At 69.6% G+C, this 22,974-nt stretch carries 20 protein-coding genes and 2 pseudogenes; 11 read left to right on the forward strand and 11 right to left on the reverse strand.

What is annotated here, in order from left to right:
- Window positions 1-176: 176 nt before the first annotated feature.
- Window positions 177-1,472, forward strand: a complete 1,296-nt coding sequence (locus ABD357_RS14895; RefSeq protein ID WP_344390537.1) for a TerD family protein — start codon at window positions 177-179, stop codon at window positions 1,470-1,472.
- Window positions 1,473-1,491: 19 nt separating this feature from the next.
- Here ABD357_RS14895 and ABD357_RS14900 read toward each other — a convergent pair whose 3' ends face one another.
- A complete protein-coding gene (locus ABD357_RS14900; protein ID WP_344390432.1) occupies window positions 1,492-2,667 on the reverse strand; it encodes a glycosyltransferase in 1,176 nt (391 codons plus the stop codon).
- A 58-nt stretch (window positions 2,668-2,725) separates the two neighbouring features.
- Here ABD357_RS14900 and ABD357_RS14905 point away from each other — a divergent pair, with 58 nt between their 5' ends.
- Together ABD357_RS14905 and ABD357_RS14910 are read left to right on the forward strand one after the other, a co-directional pair.
- The gene (locus tag ABD357_RS14905; protein ID WP_344390433.1) at window positions 2,726-3,511 is read left to right on the forward strand and encodes a glutamate racemase; all 786 of its coding nucleotides are present in this window, start codon (window positions 2,726-2,728) and stop codon (window positions 3,509-3,511) included.
- Between the two features lie 96 nt (window positions 3,512-3,607).
- A complete protein-coding gene (locus ABD357_RS14910; protein ID WP_344390434.1) occupies window positions 3,608-4,171 on the forward strand; it encodes a hypothetical protein in 564 nt (187 codons plus the stop codon).
- 13 nt (window positions 4,172-4,184) lie between these two features.
- On the opposite strand, the gene ABD357_RS14915 is transcribed toward ABD357_RS14910, so the two are convergent.
- Complete coding sequence (locus ABD357_RS14915; RefSeq protein ID WP_344390539.1) at window positions 4,185-5,258, reverse strand: O-antigen ligase family protein; 1,074 nt, start codon at window positions 5,256-5,258, stop codon at window positions 4,185-4,187.
- A gap of 218 nt (window positions 5,259-5,476) precedes the next feature.
- Between ABD357_RS14915 and lnt the strand changes: the two genes are divergently transcribed.
- The 4 genes from lnt (at window position 5,477) to ABD357_RS14935 (ending at window position 10,411) form a co-directional block, all read left to right on the forward strand.
- Window positions 5,477-7,090: an apolipoprotein N-acyltransferase gene (gene lnt, locus ABD357_RS14920; RefSeq protein WP_344390436.1), complete on the forward strand. Its 1,614-nt coding sequence runs from the start codon at window positions 5,477-5,479 to the stop codon at window positions 7,088-7,090.
- A gap of 67 nt (window positions 7,091-7,157) precedes the next feature.
- Window positions 7,158-7,631 carry an NUDIX hydrolase gene (locus ABD357_RS14925; protein ID WP_344390439.1) on the forward strand — a complete coding sequence of 158 codons (474 nt, stop codon included), beginning with the start codon at window positions 7,158-7,160 and terminating at the stop codon, window positions 7,629-7,631.
- Between the two features lie 110 nt (window positions 7,632-7,741).
- Window positions 7,742-9,961 (forward strand): NADP-dependent isocitrate dehydrogenase, encoded by a 2,220-nt coding sequence (locus tag ABD357_RS14930; RefSeq protein ID WP_344390441.1) that lies wholly within the window; start codon window positions 7,742-7,744, stop codon window positions 9,959-9,961.
- Between the two features lie 168 nt (window positions 9,962-10,129).
- A complete protein-coding gene (locus tag ABD357_RS14935; RefSeq protein WP_033318546.1) occupies window positions 10,130-10,411 on the forward strand; it encodes a metal-sensitive transcriptional regulator in 282 nt (93 codons plus the stop codon).
- A 42-nt stretch (window positions 10,412-10,453) separates the two neighbouring features.
- Here the strand turns inward: ABD357_RS14935 and ABD357_RS14940 are convergent, their stop codons facing one another.
- The 4 genes from ABD357_RS14940 to ABD357_RS14955 all read right to left on the reverse strand — a co-directional run bounded on the left by ABD357_RS14940 (window position 10,454) and on the right by ABD357_RS14955 (window position 15,474).
- Complete coding sequence (locus ABD357_RS14940) at window positions 10,454-11,719, reverse strand: alpha-L-fucosidase (RefSeq protein WP_344390444.1); 1,266 nt, start codon at window positions 11,717-11,719, stop codon at window positions 10,454-10,456.
- Window positions 11,720-11,878: 159 nt separating this feature from the next.
- Entirely contained in the window at window positions 11,879-12,730 is an 852-nt protein-coding gene (locus ABD357_RS14945) for a geranyl diphosphate 2-C-methyltransferase (RefSeq protein WP_344390446.1), read from the reverse strand.
- Window positions 12,731-12,745: 15 nt separating this feature from the next.
- Window positions 12,746-14,041 (reverse strand): family 2 encapsulin nanocompartment cargo protein terpene cyclase, encoded by a 1,296-nt coding sequence (locus ABD357_RS14950; RefSeq protein WP_344390448.1) that lies wholly within the window; start codon window positions 14,039-14,041, stop codon window positions 12,746-12,748.
- 5 nt (window positions 14,042-14,046) lie between these two features.
- A complete protein-coding gene (locus tag ABD357_RS14955; protein ID WP_344390451.1) occupies window positions 14,047-15,474 on the reverse strand; it encodes a family 2B encapsulin nanocompartment shell protein in 1,428 nt (475 codons plus the stop codon).
- Between the two features lie 289 nt (window positions 15,475-15,763).
- Here ABD357_RS14955 and ABD357_RS14960 point away from each other — a divergent pair, with 289 nt between their 5' ends.
- On the forward strand, window positions 15,764-16,162 hold the full coding sequence (locus tag ABD357_RS14960) for an SseB family protein (RefSeq protein ID WP_344390453.1): 399 nt from the start codon (window positions 15,764-15,766) through the stop codon (window positions 16,160-16,162).
- A gap of 184 nt (window positions 16,163-16,346) precedes the next feature.
- Here the strand turns inward: ABD357_RS14960 and ABD357_RS14965 are convergent, their stop codons facing one another.
- Window positions 16,347-16,742, reverse strand: coding sequence for a MarR family winged helix-turn-helix transcriptional regulator (locus tag ABD357_RS14965; protein ID WP_344390455.1), 396 nt, complete (start codon window positions 16,740-16,742; stop codon window positions 16,347-16,349).
- A gap of 97 nt (window positions 16,743-16,839) precedes the next feature.
- Entirely contained in the window at window positions 16,840-17,445 is a 606-nt protein-coding gene (locus ABD357_RS14970) for a TMEM165/GDT1 family protein (protein WP_344390456.1), read from the reverse strand.
- 368 nt (window positions 17,446-17,813) lie between these two features.
- Between ABD357_RS14970 and ABD357_RS14975 the strand changes: the two genes are divergently transcribed.
- Window positions 17,814-18,182: an SseB family protein gene (locus tag ABD357_RS14975; protein WP_344390457.1), complete on the forward strand. Its 369-nt coding sequence runs from the start codon at window positions 17,814-17,816 to the stop codon at window positions 18,180-18,182.
- A 14-nt stretch (window positions 18,183-18,196) separates the two neighbouring features.
- Here the strand turns inward: ABD357_RS14975 and ABD357_RS14980 are convergent.
- Window positions 18,197-18,316 (reverse strand): annotated as a pseudogene (locus ABD357_RS14980) (LacI family transcriptional regulator); the annotation flags it as partial.
- Here ABD357_RS14980 and ABD357_RS14985 point away from each other — a divergent pair.
- Both ABD357_RS14985 and ABD357_RS14990 read left to right on the forward strand, forming a co-directional pair.
- Window positions 18,311-19,060 (forward strand): annotated as a pseudogene (locus ABD357_RS14985) (beta-galactosidase trimerization domain-containing protein); the annotation flags it as partial. The pseudogenes ABD357_RS14980 and ABD357_RS14985 sit on opposite strands and share 6 nt — an antisense overlap.
- Before the next feature lie 88 nt (window positions 19,061-19,148).
- Window positions 19,149-20,711 carry a glycoside hydrolase family 53 protein gene (locus tag ABD357_RS14990; protein WP_344390458.1) on the forward strand — a complete coding sequence of 521 codons (1,563 nt, stop codon included), beginning with the start codon at window positions 19,149-19,151 and terminating at the stop codon, window positions 20,709-20,711.
- A gap of 64 nt (window positions 20,712-20,775) precedes the next feature.
- Here ABD357_RS14990 and ABD357_RS14995 read toward each other — a convergent pair whose 3' ends face one another.
- Both ABD357_RS14995 and ABD357_RS15000 read right to left on the reverse strand, forming a co-directional pair.
- A complete protein-coding gene (locus ABD357_RS14995; RefSeq protein WP_344390459.1) occupies window positions 20,776-22,329 on the reverse strand; it encodes an AMP-binding protein in 1,554 nt (517 codons plus the stop codon).
- Window positions 22,330-22,374: 45 nt separating this feature from the next.
- The gene (locus ABD357_RS15000; protein ID WP_344390461.1) at window positions 22,375-22,944 is read right to left on the reverse strand and encodes a PadR family transcriptional regulator; all 570 of its coding nucleotides are present in this window, start codon (window positions 22,942-22,944) and stop codon (window positions 22,375-22,377) included.
- Window positions 22,945-22,974: the final 30 nt, after the last annotated feature.

Below are 22,974 nucleotides of genomic sequence, written 5' to 3' on the forward strand. Positions count from 1 at the left end.
GTTGAGATCCGGTAAAGGCCGAGTTCCGGGAGGGTTACCGGTGGGTCGGGCGACGTTCCCGCGAACCGGGTCATGGGCGTTCGCCGTTCGCTGGAATAGGTTGGCGAAGAACGACTTCATGTACTGAACTGCAGCGCGGTCCTGCGCGGAGACACCCGATGGGGGCGGACATGTCAATGCCTAAAGGTTCGAATGTTCCGGTGCCGACGGCCGGACTTCGCGTCGAATTGGGGTGGAGTTCCGGCCCCGGCGTCCCCGACGCGGACGCCTCGGCGCTGTTGCTGGTCTCCGGAAAGGTCCGGTCGGACGACGACTTCGTCTTCTTCAACCAGCCGACGCACGCCTCCGGAGCTGTGCGGCGCGAGGGCAAGAAGGACGCCGGTGGCCAGGTGACCGACACGCTGGTCGTCGACCTCGCGCGCGTGGAGCCCGCGATCGAGACGGTGGTGCTCGTCGCCTCCACGGACGGCGGCACGTTCGGGCAGATGCCCGGCCTTTACATCCGGGTCCTCGACGCACAGCAGGGCACGGAGGTCGCGCGCTTCGACAGCGAGGGCGCGACCTCCGAGACGGCCTTCGTGCTCGGGGAGTTCTACCGCCGGCAGGGCACCTGGAAGTTCCGTGCCGTCGGCCAGGGCTACAGCAGCGGACTGGAGGGGCTGGCCACGGACTTCGGGATCACGGTGGATGAACCGCAGCAGGCGGCGCCCGCGCCCACGACGCCATCGCGCGTGCCCTCGATGCCACCGCCGCCCGCGCCCGTCGCCCCGCCGGTCACGGCCGCCCCGCCGGCGGCACCACCGGCCGCGCCGCCCGCCCAGCCCACAGCCCCGGTACGCCTGACCAAGGTCACACTCACCAAGGAAGCCCCGTCGGTCTCGCTCACCAAGCAGGGCGGCACCTCCGGTGCCATGCGCGTGAACCTCAACTGGCAGGTGCGCAAACAGTTCTCGGGGTGGCGCAGCAAGCTGGGCCAGGCCGTTGCCATGCACGCGGACCTCGACCTCGACCTGTGCGCCTTGTACGAGCTCTCCGACGGCAGCAAGGGCGTCGTCCAGGCGCTGGGCAACGCGTTCGGGGCGCTGCACCAGCCTCCGTTCATCCATCTCGACGGCGACGACCGAACCGGCGCTTCGGCGAGTGGCGAGAACTTGAGCATCAACCTCGACCACCAGCAGTACTTCCGGCGCATCCTCATCTTCGTCACCATCTACGAAGGAGCGCGATCCTTCGCCGACCTGGATGCCACGGTGACCCTCCAGCCGCTGCACGGCGCGCCCATCGACTTCTCGCTCGGCGAGTGCACCGTTCCCTCGACGGTGTGCGCGCTGGCTCTCATCACCAACACCGGCAGCGATCTCGTCGTCCAGCGCGAGGCCCGCTTCCTGGTTCCCGAGCGCGGCGTGAGCCCACAGCGCACCGTCGACTACACCTACGGGTGGGGCATGAACTGGACCCCCGGCAGGAAGTGACCCGGCCGGGAGCGATCATTCACTGCTGCTCGGGTGCCGCGTCGGGGCGGGCGTAGGTGCGGCCCTTCCAGGCCGCACCGCGCCCCCTGTAGTGCTGCACTGCGGAATCCACCGTCATGAGGAGGTACAGGAATGCGGTGAACGGGAGCAGTGGGGCGAGCAGGAGCGGCTGACGGTAGTACCGGAGCATCGGCAGGTACGTCACCGTCATCAGCAGCCACGCGAGCCCCCCGGCCACCGCCGCTCCGAAGCTCCCCGCGACCAGACCCACGCAGAACGCCACGGGCGGCATCAGGTACACCAGCGCGAGGCCCAAGACCGTGCCGACGAGCAGTAGCGGACTGTGCCGCAGCTGGGCGTACGCACTGCGCGACACCATCCGCCACAGGTCGTGCAGTCGCGGATACGGACGCACGCTGTCTACATGTTCGGCAAGCCCCAGCCAGATGTGCCCACCGGAGCCCTTCACCGCCCTCGCCAGCGCCACGTCGTCGATGACGGCGTGCCGGATGGCGTCAGGGATGCGAGCCCGCTCGGCGGCGTCCGTGCGCAACAGGACGCAGCCGCCCGCCGCGGCGGCTGTCCGTGACCCCTTCACGGCGATCCGGCGGAACGGATACAACTGCGCGAAGAAGTACACGAAGGCGGGCACCACCAGCCGCTCCCAGGTGCTATCGACCCGCAGCCGTGCCATCTGCGAGACGAGGTCGAAGCCTCCGGTGCGGGCCGCCGACACCAACTCCCGCAGGCTGTCCGGCGCGTGGGCGATGTCGGCGTCCGTCAGCAGCAGATATTCGGGTGCACGCGCGCGGGCCAGGCCGATTCCGTGCCGTACGGCCCAGAGCTTGCCCGTCCAGCCCGCGGGCGGCTCCCCGGGCGAGCCGACGGTCAGCGGCAGCCCGCTGTGCCGCTCGGCAAGCCCGCGGGCCAGTTCACCAGTGCCGTCCGAACTCCCGTCGTCGACCAGGAACACCTCGGCCCGCCCCGGATAGTCCTGCGCGAGGAGCGACGGCAGACTGCGCGGCAGTACGGCGGCCTCGTCCCGTGCCGGTACGACGACGCAGACGTACGGCCAGTCCTCCGGCTCCCGGCGCGGCGGCAACCGCAGATCGGTACGCCAGAAGAAGCCCTGTCCCAGCAGCAGCCACAGCCATGCGGCGAGCGATCCGGCGGCGGTCCACACAAGGGCGTTCACAGGCCGCAGTCTGCCCCACCACAAGGGGCCGTTGAGGCGGATCGTCTATGGTGACCGGGTGAAGATCGCGCTCATGGACTCCGGAATCGGACTGCTTCCCGCTGCCGCCGCGGTACGCCAGCTGCGGCCCGATGCGGATCTCGTGCTCTCCTGGGATCCTGACGGGATGCCCTGGGGACCGCGCACTCCGGAAGACATCACGGTGCGCTCGCTGGCCGTTGCCGAGGCCGCCGCCCGACATCGTCCCGATGTCCTGATTGTCGCCTGCAACACCGCATCGGTGCATTCTCTGCTGGCGCTGCGTGCCCGTTTCGAGCCAGATTTGCCGATCATCGGCACGGTTCCGGCGATCAAGCCGGCCGCCGCGGGTGGCGGACCCGTCGCGATCTGGGCGACGCCCGCGACTACTCGCAGCCCCTACCAGCGCGGTCTCATCCGGGAGTTCGCCGACGGTGTGACCGTCACCGAGGTGCCGTGCCCCGGCCTCGCCGACGCCGTGCACCATGCGGACGAGTCGGCCATCGATGCCGCGATCGCCGCGGCTGCCGCGCTCACCCCTGACGACGTAACGACCGTCGTCCTGGGATGCACCAACTACGAGCTGGTCGCCCAGCGCATCCGCGCGGCCGTGCAGAAGCCGGGCCTCCCGCCGCTCGTCCTGCACGGCTCCGCCGGTGCCGTCGCCGCCCAGGCGCTGCGCCGGATCGGTGAGCGCCCGGTTGCAGAGGCTGCCGCCGACCCTGCCCTCACGGTCATCCTCAGCGGACGTGAGGGCGGTCTGCCCGCGACCGCTCTGACGTACGCGGAAGGCCGCCTCCTCCACGCCGTCAGCCCCGCCCGCTGAACGCCCCGCCACGAACCGGACACCTGACGTCCACCCGGACCAGTAACTGCCCGCAACCCGGTGCCCGCACTGCGGAACCTGAGTAGTCTCAAGGCCATGAGGCACCCCCACGGCGAGAAGGACGCTGCCGACGCCCCGCATTCCGATGTCTGGCGCGGCCGCGCGACCAACCGCGTGCAGTGGCTGCTGGCACTGGGCGGCGCCGGCTGCATGGCTCTGGGAATCGAGCTGGCCGTCGACTCGGCCTGGACGTCGGGCATCGTGCCGCTCGTCATGTCCGTGGTCGGCTGCATCGCCGGGGGGCTCCTGGTCCTCTTCGGCACACTCGCGTTCGTGCATGTCGCCGTGAAGGTCGACAAGGAATGCCTCGAAGTGCGCTGCGGCCACATCGGTCTGCCGCGCCGTCGGATTCCCCTGTCCCACATCATCGGCGCGGACTTCCTGCCCCGGGTCACCCCGCGGCACTGGGGCGGCTGGGGGTATCGCTGGCGGCCCGAGAAGGGGACCGCTGTGGTCGTCCGGCGTGGTGAGGGCCTGGTGCTCCGGCTCGGCGACGGCCATTCGTTCACGATCACGGTGGACAACGCCGAGGCGGCCGTGCGGGTCATCCGGGCCCGCCTCGCGTCGACGAGATCGACGACTCAGGGCCCCGCGCTCTGAAGCCGCCGCCCGGTCAGGGCCCCAGCCGCCCGCTGCCGGTGCGCCCTTCCGCATCCACCGAGCTCCCCGGCACGTCGAGTCCCCCGGCCAGGGGACGGGCTGTGGCGAGTCCCGCGAGCAGACCCGCCCCCGCCGTCACCGTGGGGAAGCTCAGCGCGTTGCCGACCGCGGCGATCGCGGCCAGAGCCGTGAGCGCGGCACCCGCGGTGAGCGCGACCGGCGTGGGGCGCGGCGTGCGCCACAGCGCGTACAGGACCCAGGCGAACACCGCCGCGAGGAGCACTACACCGACGAGTCCCTGCTCAGCCGCCTGCTGAAGGGGCGCGGAGTACGGCTTGCCGTCCGTCGCCGGCGACTGCGTGATCGTCGGGCTCAGCTCCGGGAAACGCCCCGGTCCGACGCCCAGCCCCGGCTCCCGGTGGGCCAGATCGAGCGCGTCGCGCCACAGCTGGACGCGCTGCTGGGTGAGCTGTCCCTCCAAGGAGGAGGTCAGGCCGTCCGGCAGCACGTTCTCGGCGATGGCCCAGGTCGCGCCGGTCACCAGGCCCGCGGCGAGGGCGAGGCCGGCGAGTCCTGGGCCGCGGCGCATGCGGTCGGCGGCGAGGGAGCACAGCAGTACGCCCGCACAGGCGACACAGCCCGCCGTCGAGCCCAGGAAGGCCGAGACCACCCCGATCCCGGCGGCCAGCAGCCGCAGCCCGAGCCGCAGGGCCGACGGGCGCGCCGCCCAGGCCGCACAGCACGCTGCCCCCGCGGACAAGGTCAGCAGAGCCGCGGTGGAGCCGGTCTGTCCGAGCGGCGAGATGACCTGTGGCCCCGGTGCCGTGTTCGGGGCGGCGATCGCGAGGCCAAGACCGGCCAGCGCACCCGCGGCAGGGGCGGCGACCGGCAGGAACGAACCGCACATCCGCCCCGAGGCGTAACCGGCGGCCACCGCGAGCACCGCGAGCAGCGCTCCCTCGGGCCGGCCACCGTGCACCGAAGCGGTGATCAGAGACCAGGTCGCGAAGACCCCGAGCACGAGCACGCCCGCCACGTCCGAAACGGTACGTGTGCCGTACGCCGGCACCGGCTCGGCCGACGCCATTCCCATGGACCCCATCCGTCGCCCCCCGACCCATGACGGACCCCGACCGATTGGCCGGATACGGCCGTACGTGAGGGGCTTCGGCACACCGTAACGGGTGGTGCGCCGCTTTGTGGACAAGTTGCGCAGAAACGATGCAGCTATCGGGTGGAGCCGCCTGGCCAGGGGCGGACTGACCACGCTGTCGGCGACCAGGTCACGCGCCGTACACTCCCCGAGTGACCGCCACAGCAACATCCGTAGACCAGCCGGAACAGCTCGGACCGCAGGCCCGGCCCGCATCGCGCGGGGCAAGGCTGGTCCAGCGGTTCGGTCCGGCCGCCGTCGCGGCGCTCTCCGGAGTGCTCCTCTACGTCAGCTTCCCGCCGCGCACCCTGTGGTGGCTCGCCCTGCCGGCCTTCGCGGCCTTCGGCTGGTCCCTGCGCGGCCGCACCTGGAAGGCGGGCCTACGGCTCGGCTATCTCTTCGGCCTCGGCTTCCTGCTGCCCCTGCTCGTGTGGACCGGAGTGGAGGTCGGGCCCGGTCCGTGGCTGGCCCTGGTCGTCATCGAGGCGGTGTTCGTCGCGCTCGTCGGTGCCGGCGTCGCGGCGGTGTCGAAACTGCCCGGCTGGCCCGTGTGGGCGGCTGCCCTGTGGACCCTCGGCGAGGCGGCACGCGCGCGCGTGCCGTTCAGCGGCTTTCCCTGGGGCAAGATCGCCTTCGGCCAGGCGGACGGGATCTTTCTGCCGCTCGCGGCGGTGGGCGGCACTCCGGTGCTCGGCTTCGCGGTCGTCCTGTGCGGCTTCGGGCTGTACGAGATCGTCCGCCAGGTCGTCGAAGCGCGGCGCACCCATGTTGTACGACGCGGGGCCGCCGCCGCGGCACTGCTCAGCTTCCTGCTCCCCGTAGTGGGCGCTTTCGCCGCCCGCCCTCTGGTCAGCGACACGGCGGAGGACGGCACCGCGACCGTCGCCGTCGTTCAGGGCAACGTCCCGCGCGCGGGCCTCGGCTTCAACGCCCAGCGGCGCGCCGTGCTCGACTACCACGCCCGGGAGACCGAGCGCCTGGCCGCGCAGGTCAAGGCGGGCAAGGTCCCCCAGCCGGACTTCGTACTGTGGCCGGAGAACTCCTCCGACATCGACCCGTTCAGCAACCCCGACGCGCACGACGTCATCGAAGCGGCCGTCAGGGCGATCGGCGCGCCCATCTCGGTCGGCGGCGTCGTCGAGAAGAACGGCAAGCTCTACAACGAGCAGATCCTGTGGGACCCCGACAAGGGGCCCGGCGACACCTACGACAAGCGGCAGATCCAGCCGTTCGGCGAGTACCTCCCGCTGCGCTCGCTCGTCGGCGCCATCAACGAGGACTGGACGTCCATGGTGCGCCAGAACTTCAGCCGGGGCAGCGAGCCGGGCGTGTTCACCATGGCGGGCACCGAGGTCGGGCTCGCGACCTGCTACGAGGCCGCCTTCGACTGGGCCGTGCGCGACACGGTCACCGACGGCGCCCAGATGATCTCCGTACCGAGCAACAACGCCACGTTCGGCCGCAGCGAGATGACCTACCAGCAGCTCGCCATGTCCCGGGTCCGCGCCGTCGAGCACAGTCGCACCGTCACCGTCCCGGTCACCAGCGGCGTCAGCGCCGTGATCATGCCCGACGGGAAGATCACGCAGAGGACCGGCATGTTCGTGGCCAACTCGCTGGTCCAGGAGGTGCCGCTGCGCTCCTCGCAGACCCCGGGCACGCGTCTCGGTGAGCTTCCCGAGCTGGCGCTCGTGCTGCTCGCCGCCGCCGGCCTCGGCTGGGCGGTGACGGCGGGAGTCCGCGCCCGACGCGCCGGTGACGTGTAGCCGTACGCCGGTCGTACGCTCTCTGCACCTCGCCGGAGTGACGGAGCCGGGCCGTTAGGGTCGCTCCATGGCTACTCCTGACTTCATCACCGCCATCCGGACCACCGCCGGCCAGCAACTCCTCTGGCTTCCCGGAGTCACCGCCATCGTCCTCGACGACGAGGAGAGAGTGCTACTGGGGCGCCGCTCCGACACCCGCAATTGGTCGGTGATCGGCGGCATCCCGGATCCGGGCGAGCAGCCGGCGGCCTGTGCGGTACGGGAGGTCTACGAGGAGACGGCGGTGCGCTGCGTCGCCGAGCGGGTCGTCCTGGTGCAGGCCCTGGAGCCGGTCACCTACGAGAACGGCGACACCTGCCAGTACATGGACATCACCTTCCGCTGCCGTGCCGTCGGCGGCGAGGCACGCGTCAACGACGACGAGTCGCTGGAAGTCGGCTGGTTCCCGGTCGACGCCCTGCCGGAGCTGAACGAGCACGGACTGTTCCGGATCAAGCAGGCACTGTCCGACGCACCCACGTGGTTCGACCCCATGACCTGAGCCCGACCTTGCCGGGCAGGTGCTCGTTGATACGGGCCCCTGTCCGGGGAGGGCCGATCACGAGATATCTTGATGTCGAGCAATGTTGCAGACGTGGAGCGGAGCACCCGGTGACTGACTCGACCATCATCTATACGCACACTGACGAGGCCCCGGCCCTGGCGACGCATTCGTTCCTGCCGGTGATCCAGGCCTACGCCTCGACGGCCGGGGTCACCGTGGAGACGCGGGACATCTCCCTGGCGGGGCGGATCATCGCTCTCTTCCCGGAGTACCTCGAAGAGGGGCAGCGCATCCCGGACGACCTGGCCGAGCTGGGAGCTCTCGCCAAGACGCCCGAGGCGAACATCATCAAGCTGCCGAACATCTCGGCGTCGATCCCGCAGCTCAAGGCAGCGGTCGCCGAGCTGCAGGAGCAGGGCTACGCGCTGCCGGCGTACCCGGACGACCCGAAGACCGACGAGGAGCGCGACATCCGCGCCCGCTACGACAAGGTCAAGGGCTCCGCCGTCAACCCGGTCCTGCGCGAGGGCAACTCCGACCGTCGCGCCCCCGCCTCGGTGAAGAACTACGCCAAGGCCCACCCGCACCGCATGGGCGCCTGGACCTCCGAGTCGAAGACCAACGTCGCGACCATGGGCGTGGACGACTTCTGTTCCACGGAGAAGTCCGCGGTGATCTCCGAGGCCGGCGCGCTTCGCATCGAGCTGAAGGGCGACGACGGCTCCACCACCGTGCTGCGCGAGTCCGTACCCGTACTCGCCGGTGAGGTCGTCGACGCCTCCGTGATGCGGGTCGCCGCACTGCGCGAGTTCCTGACCGAGCAGATCGCCCGTGCCAAGTCCGAGGGCGTGCTGTTCTCCGTACACCTGAAGGCCACGATGATGAAGGTCTCCGACCCGATCATCTTCGGTCACGTGGTGCGTGCCTTCTTCCCGAAGACGTTCGCGAAGTACGGCGAGAAGCTCGCCGCGGCCGGTCTCACCCCGAACGACGGACTCGGCGGCATCTACAAGGGCCTCGAGTCCCTGCCCGAGGGCGCCGAGATCAAGGCCTCCTTCGACGCCGAGCTCGCCGAGGGTCCCGAGCTGGCGATGGTCGACTCGGACCGCGGCATCACCAACCTGCACGTCCCCTCCGACGTCATCGTCGATGCCTCCATGCCGGCCATGATCCGTACCTCCGGCCACATGTGGGGCCCGGACGGCGAGGAGGCCGACACGCTCGCCGTCCTGCCGGACAGCAGCTACTCGGGCGTCTACCAGGTCGTCGTCGACGACTGCCGCGCGAACGGCGCCTTCGACCCGTCGACCATGGGCTCGGTCCCGAACGTCGGCCTGATGGCGCAGAAGGCCGAGGAGTACGGCAGCCACGACAAGACCTTCGAGATCCCCACCACCGGCACGGTCCGCCTCGTCGACCAGGCCGGGAACGTCGTCATCGAGCAGACCGTCTCCGCCGGCGACATCTTCCGTGCCTGCCAGACCAAGGACGCCCCGATCAAGGACTGGGTGAAGCTGGCCGTCACCCGCGCCCGCGCCACCGGTGACCCGGCCGTGTTCTGGCTGGACGAGACGCGCGCGCACGACGCGCAGCTGATCGCGAAGGTCAAGCAGTACCTGCCGGAGCACGACACCGAGGGCCTGGACATCCGCATCCTGAACCCGGTCGAGGCGACCAAGCTCTCCGTGGAGCGCATCCGCCGCGGGGAGAACACCATCTCGGTCACCGGCAACGTCCTGCGTGACTACCTGACCGACCTGTTCCCGATCCTGGAGCTGGGCACCAGCGCCAAGATGCTCTCGGTCGTCCCGCTGATGAACGGCGGCGGCCTCTTCGAGACGGGCGCCGGCGGTTCTGCGCCGAAGCACGTCCAGCAGCTGGTCAAGGAGAACTACCTGCGCTGGGACAGCCTGGGTGAGTTCCTCGCGCTGGCCTCCAGCTTCGAGCACCTCGCGCAGACCACGGACAACGCGCGCGCCCAGGTCCTCGCGGACACGCTCGACCGCGCGACCGCCCTGTTCCTGGAGAACGACAAGTCGCCGAGCCGTCGCGTCGGCGGCATCGACAACCGCGGCAGCCACTTCTACCTGGCCCTCTACTGGGCCCAGGAGCTGGCCAAGCAGACCGACGACGCGGCGCTCGCCAAGGCGTTCGCCCCGCTGGCCGAGACGCTGACCACGCAGGAGCAGGCCATCGTGGACGAGCTGCTCGCGGTGCAGGGCTCGCCGGCCGACATCGGCGGCTACTACCGGCCCGACCCCGCCAAGGCGTCGGCCGTGATGCGCCCGTCGGCGACCCTCAACCAGGCGCTGGCTTCGCTGGCCTGACGGTTCGGTGTTCGGCTCGAGAGAGACGAACACGCCGGAAGGAACCCGTTCCGCCCCGGTCGGCAGCCGCCGACCGGGGCGGACCCGTCTCTGCACCGAGGGCCCGACAGGCCCGGGGAACGACGGCGTAAAATACCGGGCGGGGTATACGACGAGGGAGCGCTCCGTATGGAACTGCAGATGGCGGCCGACGAGCTGAAGTCCGTGATCAACCGGCTCAAGCGAGCCCAGGGGCAGATAGCGGGCGTGATCAACATGATCGAGCAGGGCCGCTCATGCGATGAGGTGGTCACCCAACTGGCCGCTGCCTCAAGGGCGTTGGACCGTGCCGGGTTCGCGATCATCGCAACCGGGCTGGAGCACTGCATGGCCCCCGAGAACGGCGAGCCGGACATGGACCGCGACCAGATGCGGGCCCGACTGGAGAAGCTCTTCCTCTCCCTCGCCTGACCCGGAGCACTGGGGGCCCATGAGCGTGACCGCGGCGGGGCCTCAGTCCCGACCCGCCCCCCGGTACAGATCCAGCTCCCCTTCCAGCTCGAGGGCCAGCACCGTGGCCTGATCGTCCAGGTCGGCCGCAGCGGGGGCGTCGATCCAGGTCACGCCCGGTACCGCGTCCAGGCCGCCGGTGACATGGTGGCCCAGTGCGGTGCCCGTACCCAGGACAGTGGCCCGAAGCACGCGGTTGCGCAGCCCGCGTACGGAGACGGACTCGCGGGGCGTGTCGAAGCACACCAGGTACAGAGTTCGCCGGTCGGTGGACAGCGTGCTGGGACCGTAGTGGTGCCCGGCGGGCAGCCCGGCGACCGTCCCGTACACGGCGTCGGCATGGCGGGCGATCCACGCGCCGAGGCCCTCCAGGCGTTCGACCTGTTCCTCGGGAATCGTGCCGTCCTCCCGGGGCCCTGCGCCGAGCAGCAGATTGCCGCCCATGCCGATCGTCTCCGCGAAGTAACGCACCAACTGGCGCACCGACTTGAAGTCGCGGTCCTGCGGCCGGTAGCTCCATGAGTCGTTGATCGTGAGGCACAGCTCCCATGGACCCTCCGGGGCCTGGAGCGGGGCGCCCTGCTCCGGGGTGGCGTAGTCGCCGTAGCCGAGCATGCGGCCGTTGAGGATGGTGTCCGGGTTGCCCGCGAGGATGAGATCGGCCAGCTCCCGCATCCGCCACTGCTCCTCCGTGCGCTCCCACTCACCGTCGAACCAGAGGATGTCGGGGCGGAAGCGGTCGACGAGTTCGCCGACCTGGCCGTCGCGGTACGTGAGGTAGCGCGCCCAAGCCTCCGGGTCCTCCTTGCCGGGCTCGGCGTGCGAGTAGGCGTTGGGCTCCACGAGGTGCGGTCCCGGGTGCCGCTCGCTCGGGTAGTCCGGGTGGTTCCAGTCGGAGTGCGAGTAGTAGAGGCCGACCTTGAGGTCCCGCGCGCGCAGCGCGTCGACGAATCCGGTGACGAGGTCGCGCCCGGCCGGTGTGTCGCGGACGACGTCGAGATTGCGGTGGTCCGTGTCCCAGAGGGCGACGCCGTCGTGGTGCCGGGTGGTGAGCACCGCGTACTTCGCGCCGACGCGGGCGAACAGCTCGGCCCAGGCGTCCGGGTCGTAGCGCGACGCGGTGAAGCCGTCGAGCTGTTTCATGTACTGCTCGTGCGTCATCTCGCCCGTGTAGAAGGACCAGGACTCGGCAGCGCCGCCCACGGCATAGATGCCGTAGTGGATGAAGACGCCCAGCTTGGCGTCGGGAAACCAGGGTTGCATCGGCATACGCCCACGCTATGCGCGGCGCCATGGGCGGCGCGTGGGCGGCGGTCACCACTACTGGTCCGTTTTCACCATGCGCGGGCCGAGCAGCACGACTCCGGAATCGACGGACGTCGGTCCAGGACCCGCGAAGGAGCCCGGGACCGACGCCCGTTGCCGTGTTCAGATGCGGTCGGCCGCGATCAGCAGGTAGTGGAAGCTGCCCTCCTTGTACGCGGTCAGGAACGGCTCCTCGATGCCGGTGGCGACTGAGGACCTGGCGCGCAGCTCCCAGTACGGGATGGTCTGCGCGGTCAGGTCCACCACGTTGATCGGGACCAGGCCGCTGGCGGCCATGGCCTTGAAGTACTCACTCCGGGGGTGGATGTTGCACGTGTAGTGCTCGTCGATACGGCTGACGGCCTTGGACCGCAGGCCGGTGACATCGTTCGAGCAGCCCGTGATGCACACGTACCGGCCGCCGTACTCGAGCAGCCGGGCGAACTCCCCGTACAGCTCGAAGAGATCGACGTACATCGTGGTCTCGTTGGTCCAGATGCCGCGCCGTGAACCGGTGGCGAAACCCGTGTCCAGCATGTTCCGGAAGTGGAAGCGGACCCGGTCGGTCACGCCTCGCTCCTCGGACTGGCGATTGGCGAAGGCCACCTGCTCCTCGGAAATCGAGACGCCGTCCACGGGGCAGCCGAAGCGCTGGTTGGCCATGAAGCTGGTGCCCCCGCGCCCCGAACCGGCGTCCAGGAGGCGGCTGTCGCGTCCGATCGGGCCGAGGTGGTCGAGCAGCACCTCGGCCTGGGCGGTCTCCAGCCGGTGCAGCTCTTCGATGATCCGCTGGTCGCGGGTTTCCGCGGGACCCTCCAGGACCGACGGGTCGTAGTCGCCGAGTCCGTAGTGGTGGTGGTAGAGGCCGTCGACCTCGCCGAGACGGATGTTGACCGGGTCCCTCTCGGTGTTCCAGTAAGCGGCCACTGACTTCTGGTAGGCGGTGCGCAGGACGTTGCTGACGGACGTGGTCATGGGCGTACTCCTTGATCAGTTCCGGTGATAGCGGGCGCTGCCCGCGTGCCATTCGCGGCTGCCGCCGAGCCAGGCCCACACCCCGGCCAGGAAGCGGCTCAACTGTGGTGATCCGGTGGCGGCGAGGGCGGCGGCCTCGGCCTCGTACGTGTGCATCAGCTCGTCGTGGATGAGGACGGTGCGCTCGACGGCCTCCCGCAACGAGCACTTCTCCTCGGCGGCGATCACCCTGGGCAGACTGAGGTCCGTGGGGTCTTCTTTGCCCATCGAGTAGAGGTCGTTGACGATCACGCTCGCCGACCCGGCCATGGTGAACGCGCGGCGCACGCGCGGGTCGGCGAACTCGGCCGTCGGCAGCTCGTAGCCGCCGATCGCGTCGATCAGCACCATGCACGGCACAAAGCTGTTCTCGTGCCGGTGCATCAGGAACTCCCAGACCGGCGGGGTCTGTTCGGCCGTGTGCCAGACGGCCTCCTGGTTGTACGCGACGAACATGATCGCCAACTCGTGCCTCAGCCGCCGCACCTGGGCAGCCGTGGCGTACCGGGCCAGGTTGTCCAGGGCGGAGCGGAGGGCGACCGTGACGGGATCCTTCCGTACGACCTCCTCCAGCTCGGGTGCGTAGCGCAGCGGGAGATGGGCCTGGTCGATCACCGAGTGGGCGATCGCCAGACGCCGGCCGAGCAGGTCGTGCCGGGCCTCCTCCGCCTCGCCGTCGACGTAGTGGTCGTCGACCGCCCACTCCGAGAGCGCACACTTCGCCGCCGCGAGCAGTCGGTCCGGGTCGTCCGAGTCGGGGTGCGCGAGCATGATCAGCCGGCCGAAGTCGGCCGACCGGACCCGGTCGAGCTGGCCCGGGTAGATCCCGCACTCCTCGGCCCACTCCACCAGCCGCTCGTTGACCTCAGCGCCGAGCACGGGATCGTCCCGGACTGCGGGCGGGCAGTAGATCACCGGGCCCTTCGCAGCGGCGGGCTGCGGGGGGTCGGGTCGCGGACGGATCCCCGAAGTGCCCAGGCCGGTCGGGCCCGAAGGGAGACGGGGGAACGAGTCCGGGGCGACTGCCCTCCTGCCGACGGCGGGCGCCGTCGGCTGTCTGCTCGGTACGGGGATCCGTACTCCCGAAGTGCCGAGCCCGGTCGGCCCGCTGGGGAGCCGTAATGCCCCGGGGGAGGTCCGTCCGGCCTCGGGCTTGACCCGTGCCAGTACGTCCCTTTTGCCAGGGCGTCTGGGATCCCGCAGCAGGCCGACCACCATGCCCGCCAGGTCATGGGCGGCCGCGGGCGCCAGGGCCCGCGAGATCAACGACACCGCCGTCAGCCCCCGTTCGTGCGGGCGACCTCGACGTTCTCCAGGATGCCCAGCGCGTCCGGCACCAGCACCGCGGCCGAGTAGTAGGTGCTGACCAGGTAGGAGATGATCGCTTTCTCGTCGATTCCCATGAATCGCACGTTCAGACCCGGCTCGACCTCGTCCGGAATCCCCGTTTGGTAGAGGCCGATGACACCCTGGTCGTTCTCTCCCGTACGCATGGCGATGATCGACGAGGTCTGTGTCTTGCTGACCGGGATCTTGCCGCACGGCAGCAGCGGAACGCCCCGCCACGCGGGCAGGTGATGGCCGTTCAGCTCCACCCCGCCGAAGTAGATGCCGCGCTTGTTGCACTCCCGGCCGAAGGCGGCGATGGCGCGCGGGTGGGCGAACATGCATCGGGTGCCGCGCCGCATGCTGAGCAGCTCGTCCAGATCGTCCGGGGTCGGCGGCCCGGAGAACGTGGAGATCCGCTGGTCGTAGTCGGCGTTCTGCAGCATGCCGAAGTCCTGGTTGTTGACCAGCTCGTACTCCTGGCGCTCGCGCAGGGCCTCGATGGTCAGGCGCAACTGCTGCTGCGTCTGGTTCATCGGCTCGTTGTAGAGGTCGGCGACCCTGCTGTGCACGCGCAGCACGGTCTGAGCCACGCTCAACTCGTATTCGCGCGGGGAGAGTTCGTAGTCCGCGAAGGCGGCCGGCAGCATGGCCTCGCCCTCGTGACCCGAGCTCATCGCGATGTCGGCCTCGCCGGACTTGTTGCGCGGCCTGTGTCCGTCGGAACTGAGCGCGTGCACGTGCTGGCGCAGCTTGTCGTGCCGCTCCGCCACCGCCTTGTACGCCGAGTGCGGCAGCGCGAGCAGCGTGGTGGCTGTCGCCGCGCGGGCCGTGAACTCCCACTTGCTGTCGGCGCCGGCCAGCACCTGTCCGCCGAAGGTGTCTCCGTCGGCCATGAGGCCGATGACCGCCTCGTCGCCGTACTTGCCCTCGCCGATCTTCTCGACCTTGCCGTGCGCGATCAGATAGACGTGGTCGGCCTTGCGGCCCGCCTGCGCGATCACCTGGCCCGGCTCCAACTCCTTCTGCACGAACTTCTCCGCGAGAGCGCCCAGGGCGTCGCCGTCCGAAAAGCCCTGCAGCAGCGGTAGTTCACCCAGTTCGGCCGGGACGACCCTGACCTTCGCGCCGGTCTTCACGAAGGTCACGCGGCCGTCGCCCACCGTGTACGAGAGGCGCCGGTTGACCCGGTAGGTGGCACCCGGCACGTTCACCCACGGCAGCATGCGGGTCAGCCAGCGTGAGCTGATGCCCTGCATCTGGGGTTCGGACTTGGTGGTCGTGGCAAGGGTCCGCGCGGCAGCTGTGCCGAGGCTCTGCTGCTCCCGCTCCTGCTCATCGGCGCTGGCGGCCGGGTCCGTACTTGGCTGGACCGACATCGTCTCCTCTTCCTGTTCTGCTACGGCACGGTGACTGCATGGCGCGACTGATCCGTCACGCTCCGTATATAGATCTGGTGCATATCGATCTCTGTTAGTCATCGGTGGAGAGGGCGTGCGGCAGCACACCCCGAGATCGTGCGCTTCTCTCACGCCCCGGATCAGCCCCGGTTCGACATACGTGATGCGTGGGGCAGGAATGGTGGAGCCCGGGGTGGGTACGCGAGTCACGCGCCCGGGGCGAATGGTGTTCCGGGTGCCCGAGAACGCCACTACGTCGGGATGTGCCATGGAAATACCCTCGAATGACAGCGTCACGTCGGAGGCGGAGCGGGCGCTGAGCGTGTTGGCCGAGAACACCGAGGACGACGCGGCACTGGACACACTGGCCGGCACGGATGTGCTGGTTCCCGTGCCCGATGACTCCGACGACGAGGCGGCGGCCGATCCCACGGTGGTGGCGCTGCCTGTCCTGGAGCAGGACGGCGAGGAACCGCTGGTGCCGGTGTTCACCTCGGAACTGCGGATGGCCGAACTGCTGCCGTACGTCTCCCGCTACCGGCTGGTGCCGTTGGGTGCGCTGGCTTCCCAGTGGCCGTCCGGGGACCTGTCGCTGACGATCGACGCGAGTTCTCCGCACGGTCTGACGCTTGACTCGGAGGGTGTGCGCACCCTCCTGGTGCGGTAGCACTCCGCTGGGTGCGATTTGAAAGCTGCGGGTTCGTTGTGGCTTGTCGCGCAGTTCCCCGCGCCCCTACGGGGCGCTCTCGGAGCCGTTAGCCACAATGCATCCGCACTTGCCCACGGCCCCGCACCCACCACGCACCCAGGGGCGCGGGCCTTGCGGGGGTCTGGGGCGGAGCCCCGGAGGTTCAGTCGCCCTTCAGCATGCGTGCAAGCGCCGCCCGCTGGAGGGGGCGTACCTCCGTGTGCAGGTCGCGGCCCTTCCGGGTGAGCGCGACCCACACCCCGCGGCGGTCCTCCTGGCAGACGGAGCGCGTAATCAGGCCCTCCTTCTCCAGACGGCCGATGAGGCGCGACAGGGCGCTCTGGCTCAGATGGACGCGGTCGGCGATGTCCTGCACGCGGCACTTCTCGCCCGGATGCGTGGCCGCGACCTCCACGAGGCGGTCGAGGACCTCGAAATCGCTGGCGCCCAAGCCATGCGGATGCAACTCGCGGTCGATCTCGCAGATCGTGCGCGCATGCACCGTCAGGATCTCCCGCCACTGCTCCTCGAGCCGGGAATCGGCCTTCTCCGCTGCCATATATGCACGGTAACAGAAAATGAACCTTTGTTGACTATGCAACTAGTGCGGTTGCATGTAAGCGGGTCACGGGGCTCACCTCCAGCGGGACCGCAGATCACCCGGTGAAGATCTCGACCGCCGACCACACGGCCAAGCCGAGCATGCACAGCCCGCCGATGCGCTGGACGGTCTTCAGCGGCACACGCTTGGCGATGAAGCGGCCCGCCAGCAACGCGAGGGCGGAGACCGACATGAGGGCCGCAGCGGAGCCGACGGCCACGGACGCGATTCCGTTCGTGGCCGCGAGATTGGCGGTCGTGATCTGCGTCAGGTCGCCCCACTCGCTGATGAAGACGGCCATGAAGGCGGTCGTGTAGACCGGCCAGAAGCCGGTCACCGTCCGGCTGCCGCCCGCGTCCGCCTCCTCGTCGTCTCCTGCGCCGCGCAGCAGCATGAAGGCGCCGAAGGCGAAGAGCGCGGCCGAGACGGCCCTGACGGTCCAGTCGGGCAGCAGGCCGATGAGACTGCCGGCGCCTACGGCGATCGCGACATGCACGACGAACGCGGTCGACGTGCCCAACCACACGTACAAGGGCCGCATACGGGTGCCCATGGCCAGCGACGCGAACATCGTCTTGTCGGGCAGTTCGGCGAGGAAGATCAGCCCGAAGGCGGTGATGATCGCCAGGGGGTCGAAGGACGCCAGAGGGGCGAGAGACATCCGGGTGGCTTTCTGTACGGGCCGGGCCTTTCCGGATCTTCGCGAAGCGCCCTCGGCTGGGGCGACGGGAGAACCGATCGGCCCGGCATGACGGGTGCACCGCACGGCGTGCGAGCACATCAATGCCTGGCCGAAGGTCTCGCCCACCCGCATGTTCACGCGGGCCCGGCCACCGGGAGCCCGGGGGCTCCAGTGTGTCGACGACCGGTTCGCAGGGCTACTCCCCTTCGCGATCACTCAGTCTACCGGTCGTTCGCCCGTGCCTCGCATGAGTGTGCGGACGGAGGGTAGGCGAGAGTTGTCTCACAAGGACGGTCCCACGCGGACGGAACACCTCGTCCGCGGGACACGAACGAAACGCCACCCCCATGACCAGCCCTCCCGACGAAGACACGTCCGCCGGCATCCTGCGCGCCTTGGGTGTCCTGGCGTACGACGGACAAGACAGCGAGGCGCGGGCCCTGTTGGCCGGGAGCAGAGTGCTGGTGCCGGCCGACCCTCTCGACGACGCGGAAGTCCCGGAACTTGCCTTGACGGGCCGTGTTGTGGAGGTCTTCACCTCGGAGGAGCGGATGGCCCAGGCGCTGCCGGACGTGCAGACCTACCACCTCGTACCCCTCGGCCTGCTCCCGGCCCACTGGCCCGAGGGGAGCCGCTCGCTCATCATCGACCCCGGTTCGCCGGACGGCCTGACGCTGTCGGCGGAGGGCGTACGGCTACTGCTCGGCGAACCCTGAAAGTTCCCTGTGTCTCAGGTCGACCGGCGCTTCACCAGCTCCGTCGGCAGGATCACCGCCGCCGGGTCCTCGCCGCCGATCTGGGCGAGCAGCAGCCGCACCATCTCGGCGCTGATGCGGTCGTAAGCGACGCGCGCGAACGCGCCGACGCCTTCTACGAAGCCCTCTACGACCGCCACCTCACCGTCGACTTCGCCCACCCCGAAGCCGACTTGTCGGCCTATCCACTTGTCGTCGTGCCCGCTCTGTATCTGATGACGGAAGCCGCCGGGCGGAACCTGCAGGAGTACGTCGAGAACGGCGGCACCCTCGTCGTCTCGTACTTCTCCGGCATCGTCGACGAACACGACGCCGTGCACGACGGCGCCTACCCGGGCCCGCTGCGGGACGTACTCGGCCTGACCGTCGAGGAGTTCTCGCCGCTGCTCCCCGGCGACCACGTCCGCATCACCGGCCCCGAGGGCTCCGAACTCGCCGCCGACGTATGGACCGAGTTCGTGGTGCCACGCGGAGCCGACACCGTCTGGACGTACACCGACGGGCTCGCCGCGGGCCACCCGGCCATCACCCGGCACCGGCTCGGCGAGGGCACCGCCTGGTACGTCTCCACCCGCCTCGCCCACGACGGCCTCGACGCCCTCATGGGCTGGGCCGCCGACGACGCCCGCATCGCGCCACGCGGCGACCTGCCGCGCGATGTCGAAGTGGTGCGCCGCAGTGGGGAGTCCGGCACCTACCTCTTCGCGATCAACCACACCTCTTCGGACGCCAAGGTGCCACTGGAGGCGCACGGCACCGAGCTGCTGACGGGCGAACGCGCCGCGGGCCGCCTCGCGGTTCCCGCGGGAGCCGTCCGGGTCGTACGACTCGACGGCTGAGCCGACTCCCCTCCGCCCGTGCGAGCATCCGAGCCGTGGGCGGAGGGGCACCCCCCAACCCATCACGTCGAAGGGACGACGGACGACGATGTTCCATCCCAGACGCACACTCAGGGTCCTGCTGCCGCCGCTCGCGGCCGCTCTCGCCTTCACCGCCCTTCCCGCACCGTCGGCGCAGGCGGCGAGCACGCTCCAGAACACCGGCTTCGAGGCCGACGGCGCCGGTGTCGCCACGCCCAGCGGCTGGTCGGAGTACGGCTCCACCGGCGCCTCCTTCGTAGAGTCCGGTGGCCGTAGCGGCAGTTACCGACTGACGCACTACGCGTCCTCCGTGTACAAGGTGGAGACGTACCAGTACCTCTCCGGGCTGACCAACGGGAACTACACCCTCAGGGCCTGGGTGCGCTCGGGCGGCGGCCAGAAGTCCGCCTACATGGCGCTGAAGAACTGCGGAAGCGCCGAGCAGCGCACCGATCTGCCGGTCTCCAGCAGCGGCTGGATCCGCGTCGTCGTCCCCATCAGGGTGACGAACAGCCAGTGCACGATCAGCATCAACTCCGATGCGAACGCGGGCAACTGGATCAACGTCGACGACCTGACCTTCACCGCGGGCACGACGAACGGCCTGGCCATCAAGGGCTCTGACGTCTCGTCACTCGCCAAGAGCGAAGCCAAAGGCGGCGTCTACCGGACCGGCTCCGGCAGCACCGGGGACGCCCTCGCCATCCTCAAGTCCCACGGGCACAACTACGCCCGCCTCAAGGTGTGGGTGAACCCTGCCGACGGCTACAACAACAAAGCCCGCGTCCTCGCGATGGCCAAGCGCGTCAAGGCGCAGGGCATGAAGCTGCTCGTGGACTTCCACTACTCGGACTTCTGGGCCGACCCGGGCCGCCAGGACAAGCCCGCCGCCTGGGCCGGGCACTCGTACAGCCAGTTGAAGACGGACGTCTACAACCACACGTACGACGTTCTCAACGCCCTGAAGGCGCAGGGCACCACAGCCGACATGGTGCAGGTCGGCAACGAGATCAACGGCGGCATGCTCTGGAACGAGGGCTCCACCGACAACTGGGGCCAGCTCGCCGGACTGCTCAACTCCGGCTACGACGCGGTCAAGGCGGTCAACTCGTCCACGACCGTCGCGTTGCACCTCGCCAAGGGCGGTGACCTCGCGGGCACCCGCTGGTGGTTCGACAGCGCACGCTCGAACGGTGTGAAGTTCGACGTCATCGGCCTGTCGTACTACGGCTACTGGCACGGCTCCCTCACCGACTTCCAGACCACCCTGGACGACGCGGCGACCCGCTACGGCAAGCCGGTCTACGTCGCCGAGACGGCCTACCCGTTCCGGCTGTGCAGCGAGGACGCGCACGAGGACATCATCAACACGACCGGTGAGCTGGTGGCCGGATACCCGGCCACCACGGCCGGGCAGACCGCCTGGTTCCGCGACATCATGAACATCGTGGAGGCCGTCCCGAACAACCGCGGCCTCGGTGTCTTCTACTGGGAGTCCACCTGGACCGCGGTCAACGGCAACGGCTGGGACCCGACCGACCCCTCGTCGGGCAACGCCTGGGAGAACCAGGCCCTGTTCGGCTACGACGACCGGCCGCTTCCGGCGATGTCACTGTTCAACCGCCGGTGACGCACTGACGGACACCGGCTGACCGAGGGCCCGCCCACGCGCGAAGCATGGGCGGGCCCTTTCGTCACGTACCGCCGCTGCCGATACCTCCATCGTCGGCGCCGGACGTCCAGAACGGCTCGCGCAGCTTGAACTTCTGCAGCTTCCCGGTCGCCGTACGTGGCAACGTTTCGACGAAGTCGACCCGCTTGGGCGTCTTGAAACCGGCGAGCCGCGTCCGGCAGTGGGCGATCAACTCCTCGGCGGTGACGCCCGATCCGTCCGTCACGACGAGCGCGGTGACCAGCTCGCCCCACTTGGCGTCCGGAATTCCGATGACCGCCACCTCGCGCACGGCCGGATGCGAGGTGATCACGTCCTCCACCTCGATCGACGAGACATTCTCGCCGCCCGAGATGATGACGTCCTTCTTGCGGTCGGAGATCACCAAGTAGCCCTCGTCGTCGACGTATCCGCCGTCGCCGGTGTGGAACCAGCCGCCCGCCTGCGCCTTCGCCGTCTCCTCGGGCTGCTCCCAGTAGCCGTCCAGATTGTGGTTCGAAGCGGTGAGCACCTCACCGTCGGCGTCCACGTCGACGCGCACGCCGAGCGCGGGCACCCCGGCCCGGCCCAGCCGACGGGCGCGTTCGGTGGTGTCGAGGTCGTCCCATTCGGCGCGGCCACGGTTGACCGTGACGAGCGGGGAGGTCTCGGTGAGGCCGTAGAGCTGGATGAACTCCCAGCCGAGAGCGCTCATCACGCGCTCGATCGTCCGGGTCGGCGGCGGCGCGCCCGCGCAGACGATGCGAACCCGGTCGCGGCCGGGGATCTCGCCGTCCCAGTCGGCCGCCGCGTCGAGCACGGCGTTCAGGACGGCGGGCGCCGCGCACATCAGCGTGACGCCGTGCCGCTCGACGCGGCGCAGGATCTCGTCGCCGTCGATCTGGCGGAGCACGATGTGCCGGCCGCCGACACCCGTCACGCCGTACGGCATGCCCCAGCCGTTGGCGTGGAACATCGGCAGCGTGTGCAGATAGACGTCACGGTCGCTGATCGTGGTGTGCAGACCGAACACCGTCGCGTTCAGCCACAGATTGCGGTGCGTGAGCTGAACTCCCTTGGGCCGGGCGGTTGTTCCGGACGTGTAGTTGATGCTGGCGGTGGCGTCCTCGGCCGGCTCGGCACATTCCCGCGGCTCGGTGCCGTGCAGAAAGAGCTCCTCGTCGTCGCTCTCACCGAGCACGAACTTGTGCTTCACATCGAGCGTGTCGAGCACGTCCGCACAGGACGAGTCCGCGTAGACGACGGACGCGCCCGAGTGCCGGACGATGTAGTCGATCTCCGGCTGAGTCAGCCGGAAGTTGACCGGCACCAGGACCCGCCCCCACCCGGAGACCCCGAAGAACGAGGTCAGCAACCGCGCCGAGTTCTGCGAGACCACCGCGACGCGCCCGCCCACCGGCACTTCGAGCCGGTCCAGCCGAGCAGCCTGCGCCCGCGCCAGCGCCGCCAACTGCCGGTACGTGAGCTCTCCGAGGCTCGGTCCTGGCTGCTCCGGTTCGTCGACGACGGCGACGCGGTCCGGATACACGTGGGCCGCGCGGTCGAGGAAGTCACGGACGGTCAGCGGGTAGTACACAACAGCACCTCCGGGTCAGCGGATTCTCTGTACGTACCCCGGCTGTCAACGCGACTCGCGCGCCGTCGCCCGCCGCTGAAGGATCGCCAGCACCTGCTCACCCCAGCGGACGGTGGCCTCCTCGAACTCGATGCCGCCCAACAGCGTGAGATACGGGCCCACACGCTCGGACCGGGTCAGATGCTCCTCCTCGGTGCGGCCGTCGAGCAACCGCAACCGGAGTCGTTCGTACCGGGCCAGTTTCGCCCGGGCCCATTCGATGCGCTCCTCGACGGCAGCGCGTACCGCCGGGCCGTCGCCCTCGTCCACCGCCTGCAGTTTGACCAGCAGCTCGTCGCGGATCGCGGTGGGCCGGGGCGGTGCGGCCGTGAAGTCGTACAGCGCACGCCGGCCCGCCTGAGTCAGCGCGAAGAGCCGCTTGTCCGGCCGGCGTTCCTGGCGTACGACCCTGGCCTCGATCAGCCCCTCGGACGCCATGCGGTCCAGCTCGCGGTACAGCTGCTGGGGCGTGGCCATCCAGAAGTTGGCGACCGACGCGTCGAAGGTCTTCGCCAGGTCGTAGCCGGAGGCCTCGCCGTCCAGAAGCGTGGCCAGCAGAGCGTTGCGCAGTGCCATGCGAGGAGCGTACTGTCCGACACACCTAAT

The sequence above is a fragment of the Streptomyces vastus genome (assembly GCF_039532825.1).
Lineage (GTDB): Bacteria > Actinomycetota > Actinomycetes > Streptomycetales > Streptomycetaceae > Streptomyces > Streptomyces vastus.